Source organism: Methylobacterium sp. E-066 (genome assembly GCF_022829635.1).
Lineage (GTDB): Bacteria > Pseudomonadota > Alphaproteobacteria > Rhizobiales > Beijerinckiaceae > Methylobacterium.
Genome location: NZ_JAKSYO010000088.1, coordinates 53,926 through 77,694, shown reverse-complemented (window position 1 = coordinate 77,694; position 23,769 = coordinate 53,926). Strand labels below are relative to the sequence as shown.

At 69.4% G+C, this 23,769-nt stretch carries 16 protein-coding genes; 6 read left to right on the top strand and 10 right to left on the bottom strand.

Annotated features, from left to right (window positions below):
* Positions 1-101 precede the first annotated feature (101 nt).
* A complete protein-coding gene (gene treS / locus MKL20_RS10105) occupies positions 102-3,380 on the top strand; it encodes a maltose alpha-D-glucosyltransferase (protein ID WP_243961758.1) in 3,279 nt (1,092 codons plus the stop codon).
* Positions 3,377-5,662 carry a 1,4-alpha-glucan branching protein GlgB gene (gene glgB / locus MKL20_RS10100; RefSeq protein ID WP_244036556.1) on the top strand — a complete coding sequence of 762 codons (2,286 nt, stop codon included), beginning with the start codon at positions 3,377-3,379 and terminating at the stop codon, positions 5,660-5,662. The genes treS and glgB overlap by 4 nt, the downstream gene beginning before the upstream one ends.
* A gap of 130 nt (positions 5,663-5,792) precedes the next feature.
* On the opposite strand, the gene glgA is transcribed toward glgB, so the two are convergent.
* Together glgA and MKL20_RS10090 are read right to left on the bottom strand one after the other, a co-directional pair.
* Complete coding sequence (glgA, locus tag MKL20_RS10095) at positions 5,793-7,334, bottom strand: glycogen synthase GlgA (RefSeq protein ID WP_244036555.1); 1,542 nt, start codon at positions 7,332-7,334, stop codon at positions 5,793-5,795.
* Between the two features lie 213 nt (positions 7,335-7,547).
* Positions 7,548-9,131 carry an alpha-amylase family glycosyl hydrolase gene (locus MKL20_RS10090; RefSeq protein ID WP_244036554.1) on the bottom strand — a complete coding sequence of 528 codons (1,584 nt, stop codon included), beginning with the start codon at positions 9,129-9,131 and terminating at the stop codon, positions 7,548-7,550.
* Positions 9,132-9,453: 322 nt separating this feature from the next.
* Between MKL20_RS10090 and MKL20_RS10085 the strand changes: the two genes are divergently transcribed.
* Complete coding sequence (locus tag MKL20_RS10085; RefSeq protein WP_409568139.1) at positions 9,454-11,994, top strand: glycogen/starch/alpha-glucan phosphorylase; 2,541 nt, start codon at positions 9,454-9,456, stop codon at positions 11,992-11,994.
* Positions 11,995-12,086: 92 nt separating this feature from the next.
* Here the strand turns inward: MKL20_RS10085 and MKL20_RS10080 are convergent, their stop codons facing one another.
* The 3 genes from MKL20_RS10080 to MKL20_RS10070 form a co-directional block, all read right to left on the bottom strand.
* Complete coding sequence (locus MKL20_RS10080) at positions 12,087-13,148, bottom strand: SGNH/GDSL hydrolase family protein (protein WP_244036553.1); 1,062 nt, start codon at positions 13,146-13,148, stop codon at positions 12,087-12,089.
* Between the two features lie 97 nt (positions 13,149-13,245).
* Positions 13,246-14,169, bottom strand: coding sequence for a ferredoxin--NAD(+) reductase (locus MKL20_RS10075; protein WP_244036616.1), 924 nt, complete (start codon positions 14,167-14,169; stop codon positions 13,246-13,248).
* 29 nt (positions 14,170-14,198) lie between these two features.
* Positions 14,199-14,579 (bottom strand): hypothetical protein, encoded by a 381-nt coding sequence (locus MKL20_RS10070; protein ID WP_244036552.1) that lies wholly within the window; start codon positions 14,577-14,579, stop codon positions 14,199-14,201.
* Between the two features lie 332 nt (positions 14,580-14,911).
* Here MKL20_RS10070 and MKL20_RS10065 point away from each other — a divergent pair, with 332 nt between their 5' ends.
* Together MKL20_RS10065 and MKL20_RS10060 are read left to right on the top strand one after the other, a co-directional pair.
* Positions 14,912-15,364, top strand: a complete 453-nt coding sequence (locus MKL20_RS10065) for a helix-turn-helix domain-containing protein (protein ID WP_244036551.1) — start codon at positions 14,912-14,914, stop codon at positions 15,362-15,364.
* A 2-nt stretch (positions 15,365-15,366) separates the two neighbouring features.
* On the top strand, positions 15,367-15,549 hold the full coding sequence (locus MKL20_RS10060; RefSeq protein WP_244036550.1) for a hypothetical protein: 183 nt from the start codon (positions 15,367-15,369) through the stop codon (positions 15,547-15,549).
* A gap of 247 nt (positions 15,550-15,796) precedes the next feature.
* Here the strand turns inward: MKL20_RS10060 and MKL20_RS10055 are convergent, their stop codons facing one another.
* From MKL20_RS10055 to thrC, 5 genes are all read right to left on the bottom strand, one after another.
* Positions 15,797-16,843 carry an SDH family Clp fold serine proteinase gene (locus MKL20_RS10055; RefSeq protein ID WP_244036549.1) on the bottom strand — a complete coding sequence of 349 codons (1,047 nt, stop codon included), beginning with the start codon at positions 16,841-16,843 and terminating at the stop codon, positions 15,797-15,799.
* The gene (locus MKL20_RS10050; RefSeq protein ID WP_244036548.1) at positions 16,833-17,093 is read right to left on the bottom strand and encodes a histone H1; all 261 of its coding nucleotides are present in this window, start codon (positions 17,091-17,093) and stop codon (positions 16,833-16,835) included. Before MKL20_RS10050 ends, MKL20_RS10055 begins: the two co-directional genes overlap by 11 nt.
* Before the next feature lie 237 nt (positions 17,094-17,330).
* On the bottom strand, positions 17,331-20,225 hold the full coding sequence (locus MKL20_RS10045; protein ID WP_409568138.1) for an EAL domain-containing protein: 2,895 nt from the start codon (positions 20,223-20,225) through the stop codon (positions 17,331-17,333).
* Positions 20,226-20,424: 199 nt separating this feature from the next.
* Positions 20,425-21,720: a M16 family metallopeptidase gene (locus MKL20_RS10040; RefSeq protein WP_244036547.1), complete on the bottom strand. Its 1,296-nt coding sequence runs from the start codon at positions 21,718-21,720 to the stop codon at positions 20,425-20,427.
* Positions 21,717-23,141, bottom strand: coding sequence for a threonine synthase (thrC, locus tag MKL20_RS10035; RefSeq protein WP_244036546.1), 1,425 nt, complete (start codon positions 23,139-23,141; stop codon positions 21,717-21,719). The genes MKL20_RS10040 and thrC overlap by 4 nt, the downstream gene beginning before the upstream one ends.
* Before the next feature lie 231 nt (positions 23,142-23,372).
* Here thrC and MKL20_RS10030 point away from each other — a divergent pair, with 231 nt between their 5' ends.
* A complete protein-coding gene (locus tag MKL20_RS10030; protein ID WP_244036545.1) occupies positions 23,373-23,768 on the top strand; it encodes a hypothetical protein in 396 nt (131 codons plus the stop codon).
* Position 23,769 lies beyond the last annotated feature (1 nt).

The window sequence follows — 23,769 nt, the reverse complement described above, 5'->3', positions numbered from 1 at the left end:
CCCGCCCGGCGCCGACTCTTGCGCCGCGCGGCCGATCGCCCGCGCCCCGGCCGGTTCCGCCCGCCGGTCCCAGTCCCTTCGACCGATGAGGCAGCGACGCGATGATCGATCGCAGCGACCCGCAATGGTACCGTGACGCCATCATCTACCAGATCCACGTCAAGTCGTTCTTCGACTCGAACGACGACGGGATCGGTGATTTCGAGGGCCTGACCCGGCGGCTGGACTATGTCCGCGACCTCGGCGTCACGGCGATCTGGCTGATGCCGTTCTATCCCTCGCCCCTGCGCGACGACGGCTACGACATCGCCGATTACGAGGGCATCAACCCGTCCTACGGGACCATGGAGGACTTCAAGGCCTTCGTGGCGGCGGCGCACGCGCGCGGCCTGCGGGTGATCACCGAGCTCGTGATCAACCACACCAGCGACCAGCACCCCTGGTTCCAGGCGGCCCGCGAGGCGCCCCCCGGCTCACCCGAGCGCGACTTCTACGTCTGGTCGGATACCGACGCGCCGTACAAGGATACGCGGATCATCTTCCTCGACACCGAGGCCTCGAACTGGACCTGGGATCCGGTCGCCAAGCAGTATTTCTGGCACCGGTTCTACAGCCACCAGCCGGACCTCAACTTCGACAACCCGAAGGTGCTGGAAGCCGTCATCGCGACGATGCGCTACTGGCTCGACATGGGCGTCGACGGCCTGCGACTCGACGCGATCCCCTACCTGATCGAGCGCGACGGCACGAACTGCGAGAACCTGTCCGAAACGCATGATGTGATCAAAAAAATCCGGGCGGCGCTGGATGCCAGCTATCCCGACCGGATGCTGCTGGCCGAGGCCAACCAGTGGCCCGAGGAGACCGCGCAGTATTTCGGCGACGGCGACGAATGCCACATGGCGTTCCACTTCCCGCTGATGCCGCGGATGTACATGGCGATCGCCCGGGAGGACCGGCACCCGATCACCGACATCATGCGCCAGACCCCGGAGATCCCGGAGGGCTGCCAATGGGCCATCTTCCTGCGCAACCACGACGAGCTGACGCTCGAAATGGTGACCGCCGAGGAGCGTGACTATCTCTGGTCGTTCTACGCCGCCGAGCGCCGGGCCCGGATCAACCTCGGCATCCGCCGCCGCCTCGCGCCGCTCTTAGAGAACGACCGGCGCAAGATCGAGCTGATGAAGTCCCTCGTCCTGTCGATGCCCGGCACGCCGGTGCTGTATTACGGCGACGAGATCGGCATGGGCGACAACATCTATCTCGGCGACCGCGACGGCGTGCGCACGCCGATGCAATGGTCGCCCGACCGGAACGGCGGCTTCTCCCGGGCGAACCCGCAGCGGCTGTTCCTGCCGGCGATCCAGGACCCGATCTACGGCTTCGACGCGATCAACGTCGAGGCGCAGACCCAGTCGCAGACCAGCCTGCTGAGCTGGACCCGGCGGATGATCGCGATCCGCAACAACAGCGTCGCGCTGGGCCGCGGCACGATCCAGTTCCTGTATCCCTCGAACCGCAAGGTCCTGGCCTGGATCCGCGAGCACGAGGACGAGCGGATCCTGTGCGTCGCCAACCTGTCGCGCGCGCCCCAGGCGGTGCAGCTCGACCTGTCGGAGCTGCGCACCGCGGTGCCGATCGAGCTGACCGGCGGCTCCGAATTCCCGCCGATCGGCGACCTGCCCTACCTGCTGACCCTGCCGTCCTACGGCTTCTACTGGTTCTCGCTCAGCGCCGCCCGCTCGGGCGCGATCGGCCCGCAGCAGGAGCCCCCGGAGCTGTTCACCCTGGTGCTCACCGGCGGCATCGAGAGCCTGATGTCGGGCCGCGAGCGCGTCGCCTTCGAGCGCACCGTGGTGCCGCCGTTCCTGACCAGCCGGCGCTGGTTCGGCGCCAAGGGCTCGCGGATCCGGTCCGTGAAGGTGATCGACTGCGCCGCCCTGAAGGACGTGGACGGCAGCGCCCGCTTCCTGCTGCCGCGCCTGCAGGTCCAGCTCGCCAACGGCGAATCCCAGGAATACTTCGTGCCCGTGGGCGTCGAGGAGGGCCGCGAGGACGAGACGCTGCTGCCCTTCGCGGTGGCGCGGGTGCGTCGCGGTCCGCGCACCGGGCTGCTCTACGGCGCGGCCGGCTCCAACGCCTTCGCGGCCGGCCTGATCGACGCCATGCGCCAGGGCACCGAGATTCCCACGGAGAGCGGGCGGCTGGTCTTTTCCACCACGTCGGCCTTCGATCCGGACGTCACGGTGGACGTGGCCGACATCCGCCGGCTGTCGGCGGAGCAGAGCAACACCTCGATCGCCATCGGCTCGAAGATGATGCTCAAGCTCCTGCGCCGCCTGCAGCCGGGGACGCATCCCGAGATCGAGGTCGGGCGCTTCCTCACCGAGCAGGCGGGTTTCTCCAACACCCCCGCGCTGCTCGGCACCCTCGAGCACGTGGCCGAGGATGGCACGCGGACGGCGCTGGCGGTCCTTCAGAAATTCGTCATGAACCAGGGCGACGCCTGGACCCTGATGCTGGAGGGCCTGCGCCGGGACTTCGAGACCGTGGTGCTCACCCCCGAGAGCGAGGCGGTCAGCCCCGAGGAGGCGTTCCAGGCCCATGGGCCCTGGGCCGACCTGCTCGGCCGCCGCACCGCCGAGATGCACGCCGCCTTCGCGATGGAGACCGACGACCCGGCCTTCGCGGCCGAGCCCTTCGCCGAGGACGACCTGGCGGTGCTCGCCCGCGACGCGCGTCACCAGGCCGATCGGGCCTTCCGGGCGCTGAAAGGTCTCTCCGAGCGCGGCCTCGATGCCGGCAAGCCGGCCTGCACGGCGCTCATGCAGCGGCGGGCCGAGGTCGAGGCGCTGATCGAGGCGCTGAGCACCGAGCCGCCGCGAGGGGCCCACAAGATCCGGATCCACGGCGATTATCACCTCGGTCAGGTGCTGGTCTCCGAGAGCGACCTGATCATCGTCGATTTCGAGGGCGAGCCCTCGCGCCCGGCCGACGAGCGGCGGGCGAAGTCGATGCCCTTGCGTGACGTCGCCGGCCTGATGCGCTCCTTCGCGTACGGGGCCGAGACCGTGATCCGCGAGATCACCGTCCGGTTCGGCGATTCCGAGGCACGGGCGCGGGACGCCGCTAGCGCCTGGCGCGGCATGATCGAGGCGGCGTTCCTGGCCGGCTACGAGACGGCCGTGGCGGGGACGCGGGCGGCCGTGACCGACCCGGCCACGCGGGCGCGGCTGCTGCGCCTCTGCCTGCTGACCAAGGCGCTCTACGAAGTCGATTACGAGGCCAACAACCGGCCGGACTGGATCGAAATCCCCGCCCGGGGGGTTCTCACCATTCTGGACACGGACGGCCACGAGCCCGGAGAAACTGAATGACGGCGATCGACGAGACCTTCGCACCGCGGATCGACCCGGAAGCGGCGAGCGCGCGGAACGCGGATGTCCCGCATTCCGGGGCCGCCTCGGCACCGCCGAGCGTCCATCCGGACGCGATCGCGGCGCTGATGAGCGCCAACCACGGCGACCCGTTCTCGGTGCTCGGCCCCCACCGGGTCGGCCCCGACCTCTGGGAAGTGCGCGCCGTCCTGCCCGAGGCGCGGGCCGCCGCCCTGGTGATGAGCGACCGCACTGTGCCGTTCGAGAAGCGGCACCCGGAGGGCTTCTACGTCGCCCGGGTCGAGGGCGAGGGCCGGCCGCTCTACGAGATCGAGGTCGAGCTCTGGGACGGGACCAAGCGCAAACGCTTCGATCCCTACGGCTTCGGCTCCTCGATCGAGCAATACGACGTGGCGACCCTGCGCGAGGTCGGCACCAACCTGGTCTACCGGATGCTCGGCGCCCAGTCCGGCCAGCTCGACGGCATCGACGGCTTCCGCTTCGCCGTGTGGGCGCCCAACGCCCGTAAGGTCAGCGTCGTCGGCGACTTCAACGATTGGGACGGCCGGCGCCACCCGATGCGCCTGTGGCAGGACGGCGGGATCTGGGAATTGTTCGTGCCCGGCCTCAAGGCCGGCGCGTGCTACAAGTTCGAGATCCGCGGCCCCGACGGCGCCCTGATCCCGCTCAAGGCCGACCCGGTCGCCTTCGCCGCGCAGCACCCGCCGGAGACCGCCTCGATCACCCACGGGACGGGTGAGTTCGCCTGGCGCGATTCCGGCTGGATGAAGACCCGCGGTGCCAAGGACCCGCGCCACGCCGCGATCTCGATCTACGAGGTCCATCTCGGCTCCTGGGCGCGGGTGCCCGAGGAGGGCAACCGCTACCTCACCTACAAGGAGCTGGGCGAGCGGCTGATCCCCTACGTCAAGGATATGGGCTTCACCCATATCGAGATGCTGCCGATCACCGAGTTCCCGTTCGACGGGTCCTGGGGCTACCAGCCGGTCTCGCTGTTCGCCCCGACCAGCCGCTTCGGCACGCCGGAGGATTTCGCCGCCTTCGTCGACACCGCCCACGAGGCCGGCATCGGCGTGATGCTCGACTGGGTGCCCGGCCACTTCCCGCTGGACGCGCACGGGCTCGGCCTGTTCGACGGCACGCACCTGTATGAGCACGCCGACCCGCGCCAGGGCTTCCACCAGGATTGGGGCACCTACATCTACAATTTCGGCCGGACCGAGGTCGCGACCTTCCTGGCCGCCAATGCCCGGTTCTGGCTGGAGCATTACCACCTCGACGGCCTGCGCGTGGATGCCGTCGCGTCGATGCTCTACCTCGACTATTCGCGCCGCCAGGGCGAGTGGATCCCGAACCGCTACGGCGGCAACGAGAACCTCGACGCCATCGACTTCCTGCGCAAGACCAACGAGGCGACCTACAGCCACGCCCCGGGCACGATCACGGTGGCGGAGGAATCGACCTCCTGGCCGGGGGTCTCGCACCCGACCTACACGGGCGGCCTCGGCTTCGGCTTCAAGTGGAACATGGGCTGGATGCACGACACGTTGAAATACGTGTCGGAGGATCCGATCCACCGCCGCTACCACCACCACAACCTGACCTTCGGGCTGCTCTACGCCTTCTCGGAGAATTTCATCCTGCCGCTCTCCCACGACGAGGTCGTGCACGGGAAGGGCTCGCTGCTCGGCAAGATGCCGGGTGACCGCTGGCAGAAGTTCGCGAACCTGCGCGCCTATTTCGGCTTCATGTGGGGGCATCCCGGCAAGAAGCTCTTGTTCATGGGCGGCGAGTTCGGCCAGGAGCGCGAGTGGAACCACGACAACAGCCTGGACTGGCACCTGCTCGACGATCCCCTGCACAAGGGCGTCAAGGACGTGGTCCGGGACCTCAACCGGCTCTACGTCTCGACCCCGGCCCTCTACGCCCGGGACGTCGAGCAGACCGGGTTCCAGTGGCTGGTGGCCGACGACCAGGACAACAGCGTCATCGCCTGGGCCCGCACGGGCGCCAATCCCGGTGAGGTCGCGATCGTGGTCTCGAACTTCACCCCGCTCCCCCGGGAGGGCTACCGCGTCGGCGTGCCGGAGGCGGGTTTTTACAGGGAGGCGTTCAACTCGGACGCAGCCGTGTACGGCGGCTCGAACCTCGGCAACAACGGCGGCGGTCACACCGACGGCCAGGCGAGCCACGGCCAGGCCCAGTCCCTGTCGCTGACCCTGCCGCCGCTGGCGACGATGATCTTCGTGCTGGAGCGATAGAGGCTCGTCCTCGAAGGTCACGGATTCAAAAGGTCCGTGACCTTTTGCGGGTCCAGGGCAGAGCCCTGGTGTCTCGGGGGCTCCGCCCCCGAACCCCTGCAAAAGGGCTGAGCCCTTTGGAAACCCGGTCTTACTCGGCGCGCCAGCGCAGCGCCGGGCTGTTGCCCATGGCACGGGCGTAGAGGCCGGCATAGCTGTCGGCGGCCTGGTCCCAGCCGAACCGGGCGGCCATGGCGCGCCGGCGCATGGCGTTGAGCCGCTTCTTCTGGCCGAACGCCTCGAAGGCCCGGCGGACCGCCGAGCCGAAGGCCGAGGCCGAAGCCTCCGGGAAGGTGAAGCCGGTCACGCCGTCCTCGACCGTGTCGGCCAGGCCCCCGGTGCGGTGCACGATCGGCAGGGAGCCGAAGCGCTGGGCGTACATCTGGGCGAGCCCGCAGGGCTCGAACCGCGAGGGCATCAGCAGGAAGTCGCTGCCGGCGAACATCCGCCTCGCCTGGGCCTCCTCGAAGCCGACATGCACGCCGACCGCGTCGGGATGGCGCTTGGACAGGCCGCGCAGGGCCTGCTCGAACCGGCCCTCGCCCTGACCGATCACCACGAGCTGGCCGCCCTCGGCCACGATCGCCTCGGCCGCCTGGAGGCTCAGGTCGATGCCCTTCTGGTGCACCAGGCGCGAGACGATGGCGAAGAGCGGGCCGCGGGACACCGCCAGCCCGAATTGCTGGCGCACCGCCTCGGCATTGGCGCGCTTGCCCTTCCAGTCGTCGACCTCGAACCGGGTAGCGAGGTGCTGGTCGGTGCTCGGGTCCCAGGTCTCGTCGATGCCGTTGAGGATACCGGCGAGGCGGCCCTGGCCGGCGCGGGTGCGCAGCAGCCCGTCGAGCCCGCAACCCATCTCGGCGGTCTGGATCTCCCGCGCGTAGGTCTCGCTCACCGTGGTGACCTGTGAGGCGTAGAAGATGCCGGCCTTCAGGAACGAGAGCTGGCCGTAGAACTCCGCGCCGTCCACCTGGAAGGCCGAGTCCGGCACGCCGAGGCGGCCCAGGCTGTCGCGGGGGAACAGGCCCTGATAGGCGAGGTTGTGGATCGTCAGCACGCTCGGGATGCGCCGGCCGCGCCAGGCCAGGTAGGCCGGGGCGAGGGCCGCCTGCCAGTCGTTGAGATGCAGCAGATCCGCCGCCCAGTCGCCATCGATGCCGGCGGCGATCTCCGCCGCCGCGAGGCTGAGGCGCGCGAAGCGCAGGTCGTTGTCGCCGAAATCGCCGTGGGCGTCGCCGTAGGGCGTGCCGTCGCGCTCGTAGAGCTCGGGGGCCAGCAGGACGTAGATGCGCAATCCGTCGGCGGCCTCGACCAGGCCGAGGTCGCAAGGCGGAACGCCCGCGAAGCCTTCGAGCCGGGCGACCACCGGGATCTCGGGGAACGCGGCGCGTACCTGGCGGTAGCCGGGGATCAGGACGCGGATATCGTAATGCGGCACCAGGGCCCGGGGCAGGGCGGCCGAGACCTCGCCGAGGCCGCCGGTCTTCACGAAGTCGGCCATCTCCGGGGTGGCGTAGAGGATGCGGCGGCGCAGCAAGGCCGGCCAGGCCGGATTGGTGAACTGCGCAGCGCCTCCGCCGCTCTCGCCGAAGGCGTCATCGGCCAGGGAGCCACCGCGAAGCGCATCGTGCATCGGCATCGATCCTGGCCGGGCGGGATGCCCCGGTCGGGCAGAGGATCGGGCAGACACCGCTGTCACGACCTCAACCATGTCCAATGCTCCCTCGCCGCAACAGTTCCGCTGCGACGCACAATTTAGGCCAGCGTCAGCCTTAAGCTTCGGTTACAGATTCGGCTACGGCCGAATAACTGCGCTGCACTGCGACAAGAGATGGCAGGCCGAGGCTCAGGCGCGGCGGAGAATCACCCCCTCGTCGGGGCCGAGGGCGAGCGTCGTGCGGGCCTGCGCGCCCGCCCGCCCGGCCAGCGTCGAGAGCAGGATCGTCCAATCGCCCTCGGGCAAGGGCAGGCTCTGCGAATCGCCGCCGAAGTTCAGGACCACGCGCAGGCTCTCGCCGTCGGCGAATCGCTCGTAGGCGAACACGTCCGCGGCCTCGACGGGCACGCCGCGGTAGTCGCCGACGGCCAGAGCCGCGTGGTCGCGCCGCAGCGCCAGGAGCCGCCGGTGCAGGGTGAGCATCGAGGCCGGGTCCGAGCGCTGGCCCTCGACGTTGCGGACCGACCAATCCTCCGACAGCGGGAGCCACGGCTCCGCGGTGGAGAAGCCGGCCTGCGGAGCCTCATCCCACTGCATCGGCGTGCGCTCCGGGTCGCGGCCGTGCCCGGGCTCGTTGCGCTCCCAGGGGTCCTGGGCACGCTCAGGCGGAATCCGGATGGGACCGAGGCCGATCTCGTCGCCGTAATAGAGGGTCGGGGTGCCGCGTAAGCTCAGCAGCAGCATCGCGGCGATGCGGGCCTGGGCCTCGCCGACCCGAGCGGCGATCCGCGGCTGGTCGTGGTTGCCCAGCACCCAGTTCGGCCAGCCGCCCTCGGGGAGCGCCGCCTCGTAATTGGCCACGAGGTCGGCGACGGCGTCGGCCCGCCACGGGGTCTGGATCAGCTGGAAGTTGAAGGGCAGGTCGGCGCCCGCGAGGTCGGGGCCGTAATAGGCCACCAGCCGCTCGATCGGCAGGTAGATCTCCCCGATCAGCACCCGCTCGCCGTACTGGCGCAGCACCGCCCGCATCCCGGCGATCACGTCGAACACCTCCGGACGGTCGGCGGAGTAGACCTGGGTGAAGCGGTTGATCTCCGGCGTGCCCGGCGCGTAGGCGGGATTGGCCGGGTTGTCGCGAAATCCCGCATCCTTCATTAGGTGCCAGATCACGTCGACCCGGAACCCGTCGACGCCGCGCTCCAGCCAGAAGCGCAGCGCGTCGTGCATCGCGGCCCGCACGGCGGGGTTGCGCCAGTTCAGGTCCGGCTGCTCGGCCAGGAACGCGTGGTAGTAATACTGGCCGGTGGCCTCATCGAGGGTCCAGGCGGGGCCGCCGAAATTCGAGACCCAGTTGTTCGGCGGACCGCCCCCCGGGGCCGGGTCGCGCCAGATGTACCAGTCCCGCTTCGGGCTGGAGCGCGACGACCGGCTCTCCGCGAACCACGGATGCGCGATCGAGGAGTGGTTGGGCACGAAGTCGAGGATCACCTTCAGCTTGCGCCGGTGGGCCTCGGCGATCAGCGCGTCGAAATCAGCCAGCGTGCCGAACAGCGGGTCGATGCCGCAATAATCGGCCACGTCGTAGCCGAAATCCGCCATGGGCGAGGGGTAGACCGGCGAGATCCACACGGCGTCGACCCCGAGCCAGGCGAGGTAGTCCAGCCGCGCGGTGATGCCGGGCAGGTCGCCGACCCCGTCGCCGTTCGTGTCCTGGAACGAGCGGGGATAGACTTGGTAGACGGTCCCGCGCTTCCACCAGACGGTCTCGGTCATGCTGTGCCCCGCGAATCTCGGAGCTACGGTTAACCGCTGAGCCGCGCGCTGGCGACGGCTCAGATGCGCGCGTCATGGGCTGGCGCCGCCGGCCGTTGTGTCTAGAATGTCACGTAGTCGCGCCATATCTCTGGCCGCGCGGTCGCACGCCCCGGTCGGGGCAGCCCCGCCACGACTTCGCCCGGAAGCCGATCGCAAACTTGCGGCTTCGGGGCACGGATCGCCGAGACGTTCATTCGCTGGCAATCCGTCAAAAGAGATAATCCGCCCACGATAGCCCTGGCGCTAGAATCCGGGGCGCCGACTTTTGGGGGACCCGCACGTGCTGAACGACGTTCTCACTCCGCCCGCCCAGCGGGACGCCTTGCGCGACGACAGCGCATCCGAGATCCCGACGACCGCCGCCTGGATCGCGCCGCTCCTGTCCGAGACCGGCGATTCCGTGGTCGACCTGCGGGAATCGATTCGCGCCAAGCTCACCTTCGCGCTGGGCCGGACGCCCGAGACCGCCCGCCCGCGCGACTGGTTCGTCGCGACCGCGATGGCCCTGCGCGAGCGGATCGTGGCGGCCTGCATGGCCTCCGAGAAGGCCGTGCCGAACAAGCGGGTCTACTACCTCTCGCTCGAATTCCTCATCGGCCGGCTGATGTCGGACGCGATGAACAATCTCGGCCTCACCGAGACGACCCGGGCGGCGCTCCGGGAACTCGGGGTCGATCTCGACGCCGTGCAGGATGCCGAGCCCGACGCGGCGCTCGGCAATGGCGGCCTCGGCCGGCTCGCCGCCTGCTTCATGGACAGCATGGCCAGCATCGGCATCCCGGCGGTCGGCTACGGCATCCGGTACGATCACGGCCTGTTCCGCCAGTCCTTCGAGGATGGCTGGCAGCGCGAGGCGCCGGAGACCTGGCTCGCCGAGGGCAACCCCTGGGAGTTCGCCCGGCCGGACGCGAGCTACACGATCGGCTTCGGCGGCACCGTGACCCTGTCCTCCCCCGGCGAGGGCGTGATCCGCCGCCACTGGCAGCCGGCCGAGACCGTGCGGGCGGTCGCCCACGACATCCCGGTGGTCGGCTGGCGCGGGCGCCACGTCAACCGGCTGCGCCTGTGGAAGGCGGAGGCCGGCGAGCCGGTCGACCTCGCCCGCTTCAACGGCGGCGACCATGTCGGCGCGGTGGCGGCGCGCATGCGCGCCGAGGCGATCTCCCGGGTGCTCTATCCGAGCGATTCCTCGGCCGAGGGCCAGGAGCTGCGCCTGCGCCAGGAATACTTCTTCACCTCGGCCTCGCTCCAGGACCTCATCGCCCGGCACGTGACCGAGCGCGGCGACGTGCGCTCCCTGCCCGACCACGCCGCGATCCAGCTCAACGACACGCACCCGGCCATCGCGGTGCCGGAGCTGATGCGCATTCTCCTGGAGGACCACGGCCTCTCCTGGGAGGATGCCTGGCACATCACCACCAACACGCTGAACTACACCAACCACACCCTGCTGCCCGAGGCGCTGGAGACCTGGCCGGTGGAGCTGATGGAGCGGCTGCTGCCGCGCCACATGCAGATCATCTACCTGATCAACTGGATGCACCTGGAAGAGCAGGCCAAGCACGGTCGCCAGGACCCGGCTCACCAGGGCGCCGCCTACCTGGCCTCGATCTCGCTGATCGACGAGGCCCATGGCCGCCGGGTGCGCATGGGGCACCTGGCCTTCCACGGCGCCCGCCGGGTCAACGGCGTCTCGGCCCTGCACACCGACCTGATGCGCTCCACGGTGTTCGCGCACCTGCACGCGCTGGATCCGGACAAGATCGTCAACAAGACCAACGGCATCACCTTCCGGCGCTGGCTCCACAACGCCAATCCGGGCCTCACCCGGCTCGCCGTGGAGACGGTGGGCCCCGGCGTGCTCGACGATCCCGCGCTGCTCCGGGGTCTCGAGGCCCATGCCGAGGATCCGGCCTTCGTGGCGCGCTACGCCGCCGTGCGCCGGCAGCGCAAGGAAGCGCTGGCCAAGGTCGTGGCCGAGCGCACCGGCATCGACATCGACCCGGACGCGCTGTTCGACGTTCAGGTCAAGCGCATCCACGAATACAAGCGCCAGCTGCTCAACGTCGTCGAGACGGTGGCGCTCTACCAGGCGATCAAGGCCGAGCCGCACCGGGACTGGACGCCCCGGGTCAAGATCTTCGCCGGCAAGGCGGCGCCGAGCTACGTCCGGGCCAAGCTGATCATCAAGCTCGCCTGCGACGTCGCCAAGGCGGTGAACGACGACCCGGAGGTCGCGGGCCGGCTGAAGGTGGTGTTCCTGCCGAACTACTCGGTGAGCCTCGCCGAGACGATCATCCCGGGCGCCGACCTGTCGGAGCAGATCTCCACCGCCGGCATGGAGGCCTCGGGCACCGGCAACATGAAGTTCGCGCTCAACGGCGCGCTCACGGTCGGCACGCTGGATGGCGCCAACATCGAGATCCGCGACCATGTCGGGGCGGACAACATCTTCATCTTCGGCCTCGACGCCGCCGGGGTGCAGGCGCGCGAGGCCGAGCCGGGCTACGCCGCCAAGGCCATCCAGGCCTCGCCGCGGCTGGCGGCGGCGCTGGACATGATCGCCTCCGGGCGGTTCTCCCCCGAGGAGCCGGGCCGGTTCCGGCCGCTCACCGACGACCTGCGCCAGCGCGACCAGTACCTGCTCACCGCCGATTTCGACGATTACTGGCGGGTGCAGCGCTCCATCGACGACGCTTGGCGCGACCCGCGCGGCTGGTGGGCCAAGGCGATCCGCAACACCGCCCGGATGGCGTGGTTCTCCTCCGACCGGTCGATGCGCGAATACGCCGAAGAAATCTGGCGCGTCCGCCTGAGCTGAAGAAGTCCCGGATTCGAAAGGTCCGAGACCTTTCGCGGGTCCAGGGCGGAGCCCTGGTGTCGGGCTCCGCCCCGACACCCCGCCCAAGGGCCTCAGGCCCTTGGGAAACCCGTGAGCCGGCGCAGGTTGCGTAGCAGCCGGTGGCGGATCAGCGCCGCGTGCTCGGCGAGCCCGAGCCTGCGCCGGAAGAAGACGTGCGACACGCGCCCGAGCCGTGGACCCCGATCCGGCTCACCCTTGCGCAGAGCGATGTCCGGGAGCGACGCCTCCTGCGTGATCGTCAGGGACCGCGCGGTCGGGAACACGGCGCTGCGGTAGACCGAGCGCGTGTAGTACGAGAATTCGTCGTAGGCGGTGATCGCGCGTGCCCGCCCGCGCGCCGGATCCCGGATCGTGAGCGTGCCGGCCTGCGGCCCGTAGGTCACCAGCGCGCCGATCACGTGGCGCGGGCGCCCGAACGGGATCTCGACGCTCGCACCCTCGGGGATCTCCAGGAAGTGCAGCGGGATGCCGTTGCGGCGCAGGGTGAACCCGCAATCCAGGCCGGGGAGGGTGCGCAGCGGCAGGGATTCGAACCGGACCGGCAGTCTCCGGAACCGGTCGATATAGGTGCGGCCCGGCGGCGGCGCCCGCAGGAAGGCGTAGACCAGGGTGCCGTAGAGCTCGGCTCCGGCCGGCGCGACATGGGTCCCGTCGGTCAGGAAATAGCCGCTGTCGCCCGCCGCCACCGGGGCGGCGATGTCGAGATACGGAATGCTGTAGAGGGTGCGGTACTCCGCGAGCAGGGCGGCCACCGGTTCGGCGCCGTAAGCGACCCCGCCCTGGTGGAGGTTGAGGAAGGCGACCGGCAGGTTCCGCCGGGCGGTCGCCGCCAGGATGTCGTCCAGGTAGGCCCGCATCGTCGCGCCGTCGAAGTAGCGGACGTTGCCGGTGAACAGCTCCAGCAGGACGTGGTCGCAGGGAATCGCGTCGAGGATCTCGTCGATCAGGCAGGCGATCGTGGGCAGGGAGTGGCCGCCCCAGCCGCTGCGCAGGAAGGTGACCGGGCGCCCCTCGGCCTCGGCGAGGGCGTTGGCCCGCTCGACATAGCCCGGCAGCTCCGTGACGCTGTAGCCGAGGCAGAGCACGCGGAGCATCGACGCAGACGAACTCACGGGACGACACGGGTTCCCAAAGGGCCCCCGGCCCTTTGGCGGGGTCTCGGGGCGGAGCCCTGATGGTCCGGCCGCGGTCCGCGGAGAAGCGTCGCGGTCAGGCGAGCACGATCGGGTAGCAGCGCGCGCCCACCGCGGCGGCGAGCACCTGCACGGCGCCGATGGTCGCGATGTCGCCGGCCACGTGGACGACGTCGGTGGCGCGCAGGCTCGGCAGGTGGGCGGTGAGCGGGCCGGAGCGCACGTCCGGCGGGCGCTGGCCGCCACGGTCGGCGCAGAGCACGATCCGGCCGACGCCGGTGCAGCGCAGCCAGTCGAGGCTCTCGCGCATGTAGAGGTCGAGGGCGTCGCGGGCGCCGACCGCCAGCGCCATCTCGCGGGCGGGCTCGACGTAACGGGCCGCCCGGGCGATCGACCAGATCGGGCCGAAGCCGGCGCCGGCCGCCACCAGCACGAGGCGCCCGCCGCCGGGCCGGTACTGGCCGCGGCCGACAGGGCCCTTCAGGCGCACGGGCTGGTCGAGCCGGATCGCGTCGACCGGGCCGCCCTCGGGATCTCGGGGGATATGGAACACCGCCTCGTTGATCTCGGCGGAACCATCGACCCGCAGGGTCGGGGCCAGGGTCAGGGCGGGCAGGCCCGCGAAGGTGACGAGCGCCTGGTGGCCGGGTTCGAGGTTCGGGCGCCGGGTCAGGGTCGCCACCACCTCGACGATGCCGGGGCAGAGCCGGCGGATCTCCGAGACGGTGCCCTTGCGGATGGCGACGGCCGGGGACGGCGCCTCCTCCTGGCCCTGGATTGGGGCACCGGGCAGGCTCGGCCGCAGGGCCTCGGCCCGGGCCCGGCGGGCCGGCGGCCGGCGGCTCGACGGGGCGGCACTGCCCTGGCCAGCAATCTGGTTGGCGAGTTGCGCCTGCACGGGCGCGATCATGCCTTCGGCGAGGGCCGCCTCGAGGGGCGTATCGCCGGTCGAGACGCGCACCGACCGGCCGTTGACGACGAGCGAGCAGCGCGCGCCCATGGCCGTACCCCGCTTGGTCTGGAGAGGGATCACCGGGCGCGGATCAGGAGCGTGTCGACCAGGGATGCCCAGCGCTCGCGGGTCGCCCGGACGTCGTCGCTCGCCGCGGATTCGGTCAGGAGCTGGCGCTGCGCGCGCAGGGCCTCGACCTCCTGCCGCTGGGCCCGGAGCACCGCCTTCATCACCTGCAGCTCGGTCTCGAGCCGGGCGATCTCGTCGGCCTCGTCCAGATCCTCGGATAGGTCGTCCTGGGGGGCGCTGGAGACACGCGCCTCCTGGCCGGGCAGAGCCTGGCCGGGGAGCGGCAGCCGGGTGCGGGCCTGCTGCTCCAGCCGGACCGGCCGGGCGATCAGACGACGCACGAGATCCGAGCTGCCCACCTGCTGGTAACGCCTCGCCGCCTCAGCCATCCGCCCATCCCCATCCCGGGCGCCGGAGCGCCAATCCATCAACAGGAGCTTGCGCGGTCATGGTTAAGGGGGGCTTAAATCGATTGGCGGCATTCGAGGTCTTTAGGCGGGACATACCTAGGAGGCTCGGAGGTGTGCCTCTGAAGCCCATTCTGCGATCAGCGCATATCCTTGCGGGCAGCCGAGCGTCGGAACATGTTTACACTTGTTTCGTTTATTGCGACTAGTGCGTTCACGGATGCTTCTCAGCTGTCCGTGGCCCCTGCCGGGCGGTCCACACAGCCGACCGATGCGGGGCGCGCACCATGACAATGACAATCGGGAGAGGGGACATGCTGGCTCTCATGGAGAAGGCGCCTTTTGTGGCGAGCGACGAGGAGGCCCTCATCGCTCGCGAGGCCGTGTCGCGCCTGAGGCCCATCGCCGAGGGCAACCAGGATGTCCGTCTGCGCGTGATGGAGTCGGTCGATGTCGTTGTGCCGGTGCCTGCGCGCGCGCTCCGACTGATCGTCGATGTGCTGACCTATATGGGCGACCAAAAGGCCGTGTCGTTCATTCCCCACGACGCCGAACTCACGACGCAACAGGCTGCGGACCTGCTCAATGTCTCTAGGCCCCATCTTATTGGCCTGCTTGAGCGCGGTGAGCTGCCGTTCCGCCGCGTCGGTGCACATAGGCGCGTGCGCGCCGCCGACCTTATCGAGCACAAGCGTCGGGACGAGGCGCAGCGCAAGGATGCCCTCGACCGCATGGCCGACCTGACCCAGGACCTCGGCCTCGACTGATCATGCCGTCCACGTTCACGGCCTTCTTCGACGCGAACGTGTTCTTCGGAGCCCGCCTGCGCAGCCTCGTGATGGAGGTCGCACAGAGCGGAGTTTTTCGGGCGCGCTGGAGCCCGGATGTCCATGACGAATGGATCCGCTCGGTGCTCGGCAGGCCGTTCTCCCGGTCCAGTACCAAACCGTAGAGGGCAGTTCGAGTTCGACTTGGGTCGTTTAGGTCAAGCTCTCAGCCGCATTCAATCCGAGTGCGGCTGTGCGACCATGTCTATGTCGACTGGGCCGAGCGCCCGCTTAATAGCGTAGCGGCTCCGCACGTTCCGCTACGCTATCCGCACACAACGGATCACGCAGGACTACAGGCTCGATCAGTCTCGATGTACCTTCGAGCTTGCAAAGGCAGCTTGCAGATCCTGATTGGCCTTGAGCCGCCTATCACTCTGCAGCTTGCCTTTCCTCCATAAGTCGGCGGCGGCCTTTGCGGTGCGGTTCGGATCCTTCATCTCCTGAAGGGCCGGATCGTACTTGTCCGTCAGGCGATCCCTCTCCCTCTGGATCCGCTCGCTCAGCGGGATTGTCCTGTTCGGCATGGGAGGTCTCCACTGGAATTTCTTCCGGTTCCAAATTCAGATAGTTGACGAAGCTGTCCATCTTTTCGGCGGTGGGGTGATGAGTGCCGATAAAGACTTGAGCGATGAATTCGAGTTCATCAGTTGGAATTTCCACCTGATTGAACAATTCGCGAGCCTCATCCCGATCTATTACGAACTCGTGAGAGGGATAGCTGCTCAACAAGCGCTCGATAGTGCCACGACTTACATTCGCGGTGCTCAAGCGCTCGCCATATTCTTGGGCGATGCGGACGAAGCGCTCCACTTCACCGATACGGATCGGATCGAGCTGTCCGTAGATCGGCTCCATAACGCCAACCGTCAGACTAGCCGCAAGTTCAGCAGCCATCTTGGTCGAAAGCTGACTGCGCGAGCGCAAGTGCCGAAACAGCCGGTGGAACGAGCTGCCGGCTTGGACTGCCATTGTCTCCAGGGCCTGCCGGGGCGCGAGGCCCGAGCGCCGCTCGCCTACTTCCTCTTCCTTCAGCAGTTGGACGTCGATTGGTCCCAGTTGGGCCGACTGAGACATAATGAGCAGTGTCGACCCAAGCGACAGCAGCGTACCAGCACTCTTGCAGAAATCGTGAACGTATAGAATGAACTGTCCACGCTTAGACGGGTCTTCAACCTTAGTGTTGTAGCAACGCTGCAAGCAACGCGCGACTCGGTACGCAGCATCGGCGCTGCCACCTGGCGTGCTCAAGATCATCAAGACGTTCTTCCGCTTCTGCTCGCGATCGCGACACATGCGAATGAAGCTCTCATCGTCGGCGGAAGTGATAACACCTACGTAGGCGATGACGTCTGCATCGTAGTGATCCGCAACGCTCTCGATAGCGGCGCGGAGGGGATTTTTTTCTTCACTCATCATTCTTGGCTTTCTTGTTTCCCCAACGTGCATTAGCCGCCTTCAGAGCAATGGCGCGCCGTTCATCAGAGGAAAGCCGCTCAGCACGAACGCGCCCTCCTTTAAGACCTCCTTGCCTGCCCAGCGCCACGGCCGCAGCGTTTTTGCCGCCAGTCGAGAGCATGGACACATCGCCGCCTGCGGCGGCGTATTCGGCAAGCAGTCTTGCGAGTTGCTCTTCGTTGGGTGGGGTTTTTGGGGTGGCTCGCTTCATGGACATCATGTGCCACAAGATGGGACGACATGCTAGTCCGCTCAAGCATCCGCGCTCAAAAAATGTTCCGCGGAACACTGGCGCTCGAAGGCCGTCAGCTTCGCTGGTTGTAGGTTCTTCGAACTCTTGACCCGGTAAGGCGCCTCTGCATTCGGGGAGCGGCCGTGTACGAAATCGCGCCAGTACAGGCACTTAGCCTCGCTGGGGGCTTAAACCGATCGGGCGACTTGCCGGCTTTCAGGCCGCCTCCGGCGCCGCCCCGACGATCTGGCGGGCCTGGAGCAGGGTCATCGGCTCGCCGAAGGCGGGGCCCAGCGCGTATTCGCAGCCGAGGCCGGCCAGCGCCTGGGCGTCGCTCTCTGATTCGCAGCCCTCCGCCACGATGGCGAGGTTCAATTCGCTCGCCATCCGGACGATCGAGCGCAGGATCGCGGTCTGGCCGGTGCCAATCTGGCGCACGAAGGTGGCGTCGACCTTGATCGTGTCGAACGGGAAGCGCTGGAGGTAGGACAGGGCCGAGTAGCCGGTGCCGAAATCCGACAGGCACAGGCCGGCCCCGAGGTCGTGGATCCGGGCCAGCATCTGGGCTGCGTATTCCGGATTCTCCATCACCAGGCTCTCGCTGAATTCCAGCTTGAGCGAGCCGGGCAGCGCCCCCGAGCGGGCCAGCACGGTCTTCACGTCGTGCAGGAGGTCGTGGCGCAGGAGCTGGCGCGAGGACAGGTTGCAGGCCGCGAAGATCGGCGGCTCGACCTCAAGGGAGCGTTGCCAGGCGGCGAGCTCCAGGGCGGTGCGCTCCAGGGCGAAGATGCCGAGATTGACGACGAAGCCGCTCTCTTCGGCGAGCGGCATGAAGGTCGAGGCCGGGATGCGCCCGAGCTTCGGATGGTCCCAGCGCAGGACGGTCTCGAACCCCGCCACGGTGCGGTCCTCGAGGCGGACCACCGGCAGGAACAGCACCCGCAATTCGTTGCGCTCGATCGCCTTGCGCAGGTCGCTCTCCAGCATCAGCCGGTCGGAGCGGTCGGTGCGCATATGGGCGCGGAACACCTCGATCCGGTCGCCGCCGTTGCGCTTGGCCTGGATCATGGCGATCTCGGCGCTCTTGAACACCTCGTCGCGCTTGAGGTTGGCGCCTGCCTCGTAGAGGGCGAGCCCGATCGAGACGGTGAGGAAGATCTCCCGGTCGGCGTAGGTGATCGGCGTGGCGATGGCGCGCCGGATCATCTCGGCGAAGGCCAGGATCCGGTCGGGGTCGCGCTCGGACAGCAGGATCACGGCGAACTCGTCGCTGGAGATCCGGGCCAGGCTGTCCTGCGGCCGCAGCAGGCGGCCGAGCCGGCGGGACAGGGTCAGCAGGATCGAATCGCCCGCCGACAACCCGATGGCGTCGTTGATGCCCTTGAACCGGTCGACATCCAGCACGATCACGGTCGGCTTGAGCCGCTGGTCCTGGCCGGCGAAGGCCAAAGCCGCGTCGAGGCGGTCGCCGAACAGCTCGCGGTTGGGCAGGCCGGTCAGGCTGTCGTGCACGGCGTCGTGGAGCAGGCGCTCCTCGGCGGTCTTGATCTCGGTGACGTCCGCGATGGTGCCGACCACGCGGATCACCTCGCCGTCGGCGCCGATCACCGGCCGGGCCTTCAGCCGGTACCAGAAATAGGTGCCGGCGGCCGAGCGCAGGCGGAAATCGTGGACGATGCGCCCGCGCCGCTCCTCGATCACCGTGTCGAGGGCCGCCGAGTAGCGCTCCACGTCGAACGGGTGGAGCGTGCCGAGCCAGTTCGTCGCCGGGCCCTCCAGGGTGCCCCGGGGCAGGCCGAGCTGGGCCTCGATCTCGGGGCCCGCAAAGACCCGGTCGGCGGGCACGTCCCAGTCGAACACCACGTCGCCGGCGCCGGTGAGCGCCAGCGCCCGCCGCTCCGTGTCCGACACCAGGGCGTGGCTGAGGCCGCCGCCCGCGAAGGCGTGCTGGAGCACCGTGAAGCCGATCAGCATCACGATCAGCACGAGGCCGCCGATGAGCGCCGGCTGCACCAGGTCGCTGCCGATCTGGCCGGTCACCGCGAAGCCCGCCGCCGTCACCCAGACCACCAGCAGCAGCCAGGTCGGCACCAGCAGGATGGCGCGGTCGTAGCCGTTATGGGCGGCGAGGTAGACGATCAGCAGCAGGCCGATCCCCGCCACCGCGGCGATGGAGATGCGCGCCACCCCCGCCGCCACCGGCGGGTCGAACACCGCGAGCCCGACGAGGCCCGCCAGGAAGGCGAGCCAGAAGAACGCCACGTGGCTGTAGCGCACGTGCCAGCGGGCGAGGTTCAGGTAGGCGAACAGGAAGACCAGGAGCGTCGCCCCGAGCACCGCCTCGGCGGAGGCCCGGTAGACCCGCTCGGCGAGCTCGGTGACGGGAAACACCCGCTGGAGGAAGCCGAAATCGATGCAGGCATAGGCGAGCACCGACCAGGCCAAAGCCGCGGCGGCCGGGAAGATGATCGCGCCCTTGACCACGAACACGATGGTCAGGAACAGCGCCAGCAACCCGCTGATGCCGATGATGATGCCCTTGTACAGGGTCAGCCCGGCGGTCTTGCGGCGATAGGCGTCCTGATCCCAGAGGTGCAGCTGCGGCACATTGGGGCCGCGCAACTCGGCGACGTAGGTGACGGTCGTGCCGGGATCCAGCGTGATCGTGAACTGGTCGGCTTCCGGGTTCTCGTCGCGCTCCGGGCGGATGCCCTGGCTCGCCGTGATGGCGGCGATCCGCGAGCCGCCGAGATCGGGCCAGATCACCCCGGAATCCACCAGCCGGAAATGCGGCGCCACCAGGATGCGGTCGATCTGCTCGTCGGTGTCGTTGGTGAGCGCGAACACGATCCAGTCGGGCCGGGCGCCGGCGTCGCGCGCCTTCACGACGATGCGGCGGACGATGCCGTCCTTGCCGGGCGCCGTCGAGATCTGGATCAGGTCGCCGTCCGAGCGGTAGCGCTCGATCGCGGTGGTCAGGTCGATCACCGGCGCGTCGAGGGTGACGCGCACCGCCTCGACGGCCAGGGCCGGGTCGCTTGCCGAGACGGCCAGCGACAAGGCACCGACGAGGCCACCGACCAGGGTCAGGAGGAGGGCGAGGATGCGCAAGGGTGTCTTGAGTTCCGGCCGTGCGAGCTGCGGCGTCGGCCACCCGGGCGGCCGCGATCGATAGGAGGGCCCCGACCCCGGGGCAGTTGCCCCGGTCCGGATCCGGACTCCGCGGATCGCGCCCCTTTGCGGCCAAATCAAGTTGGGCGCGACGGGGCGGCGCCCGCCCGGGGTCGCTTGTCCGTCAAGACGGTGGATTTCAGGCCGCGCCGAGGGCGGCGGCGATCTTGTCGAGGGTGGGCAGCTTGCGGATCGGGCCGATCGCCGCGAGCGTCGGGGCGCCCTTCAGCATCGTGGCCGCGGCGGCCCGCACGTCCGCCACCGTGACGGCGTCGACCTTGTCGATCACCTCACCCGCCGGGATCACCCGGCCCCAGGCCAGGATCTGGCGGGCGTTGCGCTCGATGCGCCCGCCCGGCGTCTCCAGGGCCGAGAGCAGGGACACCTTCAGCTGCGCCTTGGCCCGGGCGATCTCGGGCTCGGCGAGGTCCCGGGCGGCCCGGGCCGTGGCCGCCAGCGTCACGTCGACCAGTTCGGGCAGGTCCGCCCCCGCGGTGCCGGCGCCGATGCCGAACAGGCCGCAATCGGAGAACGGCCAGTGGAAGGCCTGGATCTCGTAGGCGAGGCCGCGGGTCTCGCGCACCTCCTGCCAGAGCCGCGAGGTCAGCCCGCCGCCGAGCACCTGGGCGAACATGTGCAGCGCGTAGTAGCGATCGTCCCGGAACGACAGACCGGGCAGGCCGATCACGACGTTGGCCTGTTCGAGCTTGCGTGGCATCCGCCGCTCGCCGCCGCCGTAGACGCCTGGCACGGCAGCCGGCGCCACCGTGGCCGGCAGGGCGCCGAAATGGCGCTCGGCGGCTTCGACGATCGCCTCGTGGGTCACCGCGCCGGCGCCGGCCACGACGATGCGGTCCGGCGTGTATTCCCGGGCGAGGTAGGCGCGAATCCCGGCCTCGTCGAAACTCCGGATCGTCTCGGGCCGACCCAGGATCGGCCGGCCGACCGGCTGGTCCGGGAAGGCGGCTTCCGTGAAGGCATCGTAGACCACGTCGTCGGGGGTGTCCTCGACGGCGGCGTATTCCTGCAGGATCACGCCCTTCTCCCGGGCGAGCTCGCCGGCATCGAACACCGAATCGGTGAGGATGTCGCCGATCACGTCGAGGGCGAGGCCGGCATCCTCGCCGAGCACCCGGGCGGTGTAGCTCGTCCCCTCCGTGGAGGTGGCGGCGTTGATCTCGCCGCCGACATTCTCGATTTCCTCCGCGATCCCGTGGGCCGAGCGCGTGCGCGTGCCCTTGAACGCCATGTGCTCGATGAGGTGGGACAGCCCGGCCTCGTCGGCGCGCTCGTTGCGCGAGCCGGCCCCGACCCAGACGCCGAGGCTCGCGGTCGCGACCCCGGGCATCGGCTCGGTTACCACCGTCACGCCGTTCGCGAGCCGGGTCGTGCGCAGGGACGGGGAGGCGGCGTGCGTGGTGAAATGCTGGTTCATCGCGGGTTTGCCCCACCCCGGGTGATGCGGGCGCGCTCGCGGATCAGCCGCTCCACCGCGGCCTGGTCGTTGGCCACCGGGGTCATGCGCTCGGGCCGGTCCATGAGGTCGGCGAGGTGCGGCGGCAGGGGCGGGCGCAGGCCGCCGGTGGCCTTGGCGACCGCGTCGGGGAATTTTGCGGGGTGCGCCGTGGCGAGGGCGACGACGGGGGTTGCGGGATCCCGCTCCAGGAGCCGGCGCCCGGCGCGCACCCCGATGGCGCTGTGGGGATCGAGCACGATCCCGGTGGCGGCCTGGGTCAGGGCGATCTCTTCCATCACGGCGCTCTCCGGCACGGCGACGGCGTCGAACTCGGAGCGGATTGCGGTCAGGATCTCCGGGCTCAAGGAAAAGCCGCCGGACTGCTTCAGCCCGGCCATCAGCCGCGACAGCGCCGAGGCGTCGCGGCCGAGCGCCTCGAACAGCAGCCGCTCGAAATTCGAAGAAATCTGGATGTCCATGGAGGGCGAGGTCGTGGGCACGACGCCGCGCAGTTCGTAGGCGCCGTGCTCCAGGGTGCGCACCAGGATGTCGTTGGCGTTGGTGCCGATCATCAGCCGCTCGATCGGCAGGCCCATCCGCTTGGCGACCCAGCCGGCGAGCACGTCGCCGAAATTGCCGGTCGGCACTGCGAAGGAGACCGGTCGATGGGGCGCGCCGAGCGCCACCGCGCTGGTGAAATAGTAGACCGCCTGCGCCGCGACCCGGGCCCAGTTGATCGAGTTGACCCCGGACAGGCGCACCGCATCGGAGAATTCGGCGTGCTGGAACAGGGCTTTGACCAGGTTCTGGCAATCGTCGAAGGTGCCGTCCACCGCGAGCGCGTGGACGTTCTGGGCCGGCACGGAGGTCATCTGCCGCCGCTGGACCTCGGAGACCCGCCCGTGCGGGTAGAGGATGAAGATGTCGACCCGGTCGAGGCCGCCGAAGGCCTCCACGGCGGCCGAGCCGGTATCGCCCGAGGTCGCGCCCACGATGGTGGCGCGGGTGTCGCGCTTGACGAGGACGTGGTCCATCAGCCGCCCGAGCAGCTGCATCGCCACGTCCTTGAAGGCGAGCGTCGGCCCGTGGAAGAGCTCCAGCAGGAACAGGTTGTCGTCGAGCTGGGTCAGCGGGCAGACCGCCGGGTGCCGGAAGGTGGCGTAAGATTCGTCGATCATCCGGTCGAGATCCGGGCCTTCGATCTCGCCATCCATCAGCGGCCGCAGCACGCGCTTGGCGGCCTCCGCGTAGGGCTTGCCGGCGAAACCGGCGATCTCAGCCCGGCCGAGCTGCGGCCAGGTCTGGGGCACGTAGAGTCCGCCATCGCGGGCGAGGCCTGCGAGGAGCGCATCCGAGAACGAGAGCGGCGCGGCCTCGCCGCGGGTCGAGACGTGGAGCACAGGGGCCTCCGGGAGGAAGGCGCCCCCTCTACACGATGCGGGCGGACCTGTCGAAAGCCCGGGCCGCCGGGGCGGGCCTTCGGTTTAACCGGGCCTGAACGGGCCGGTTCAGGACCGGTTGCGCCGCCTTCCCTAGAACCGGATCACCCCCGAGGAACCCCGGCCCGACCGGCCGGCGCCGCGGGGGCGGCCCGACCCCGCCCGCGGGGTGCCTTCGGAGAAAGATCCGCCATGATTCGAACCCGTGCCGTTCGACCCCTCGCCCTGGCCGGCGCCGCAGCGCTGCTGCTCGGCACCGCCGCCATCGCGCAGACTCCGCCCCCCGGCGGCCCGAGGCCCGGCCCCGAGGCTGGCGCCCCGCCGCCCCCGCCCCCGGGCGGTCCCCGGCGCGGTCCCGGTCCGGACGGAGCGCCCCCGCCGCCGCCCGGCGGTCCCCAGCGCGGTCCGGGCCCCGACGGTCCGCCGCCGCCCCCTCCGCCGCCGAAGGGCGCGCATTTCCGGCTCGAGCGCGGTGACGCCCGGATCGACGTGAAATGCGCCGACGAGGAGTCGATGAAGGCCTGCGCCGACATCACCCTGCAACTCCTCGACAAGCTCGCGACGCTGCGGCCCGCCGACGCCCGATAGT

Coding starts and splice junctions, on each gene's coding strand:
- glgB (WP_244036556.1), top strand. CDS start 3,377: ATGACGGCGATCGACGAGACCTTCGCACCGCGGATCGACCCGGAAGCG.
- MKL20_RS10040 (WP_244036547.1), bottom strand. CDS start 21,720: ATGAACCAGCATTTCACCACGCACGCCGCCTCCCCGTCCCTGCGCACG.
- MKL20_RS10065 (WP_244036551.1), top strand. CDS start 14,912: ATGCTGGCTCTCATGGAGAAGGCGCCTTTTGTGGCGAGCGACGAGGAG.
- MKL20_RS10055 (WP_244036549.1), bottom strand. CDS start 16,843: ATGATGAGTGAAGAAAAAAATCCCCTCCGCGCCGCTATCGAGAGCGTT.
- MKL20_RS10070 (WP_244036552.1), bottom strand. CDS start 14,579: ATGGCTGAGGCGGCGAGGCGTTACCAGCAGGTGGGCAGCTCGGATCTC.
- treS (WP_243961758.1), top strand. CDS start 102: ATGATCGATCGCAGCGACCCGCAATGGTACCGTGACGCCATCATCTAC.
- MKL20_RS10075 (WP_244036616.1), bottom strand. CDS start 14,169: ATGGGCGCGCGCTGCTCGCTCGTCGTCAACGGCCGGTCGGTGCGCGTC.
- MKL20_RS10050 (WP_244036548.1), bottom strand. CDS start 17,093: ATGAAGCGAGCCACCCCAAAAACCCCACCCAACGAAGAGCAACTCGCA.
- glgA (WP_244036555.1), bottom strand. CDS start 7,334: ATGCACGATGCGCTTCGCGGTGGCTCCCTGGCCGATGACGCCTTCGGC.
- MKL20_RS10090 (WP_244036554.1), bottom strand. CDS start 9,131: ATGACCGAGACCGTCTGGTGGAAGCGCGGGACCGTCTACCAAGTCTAT.
- MKL20_RS10060 (WP_244036550.1), top strand. CDS start 15,367: ATGCCGTCCACGTTCACGGCCTTCTTCGACGCGAACGTGTTCTTCGGA.
- MKL20_RS10030 (WP_244036545.1), top strand. CDS start 23,373: ATGATTCGAACCCGTGCCGTTCGACCCCTCGCCCTGGCCGGCGCCGCA.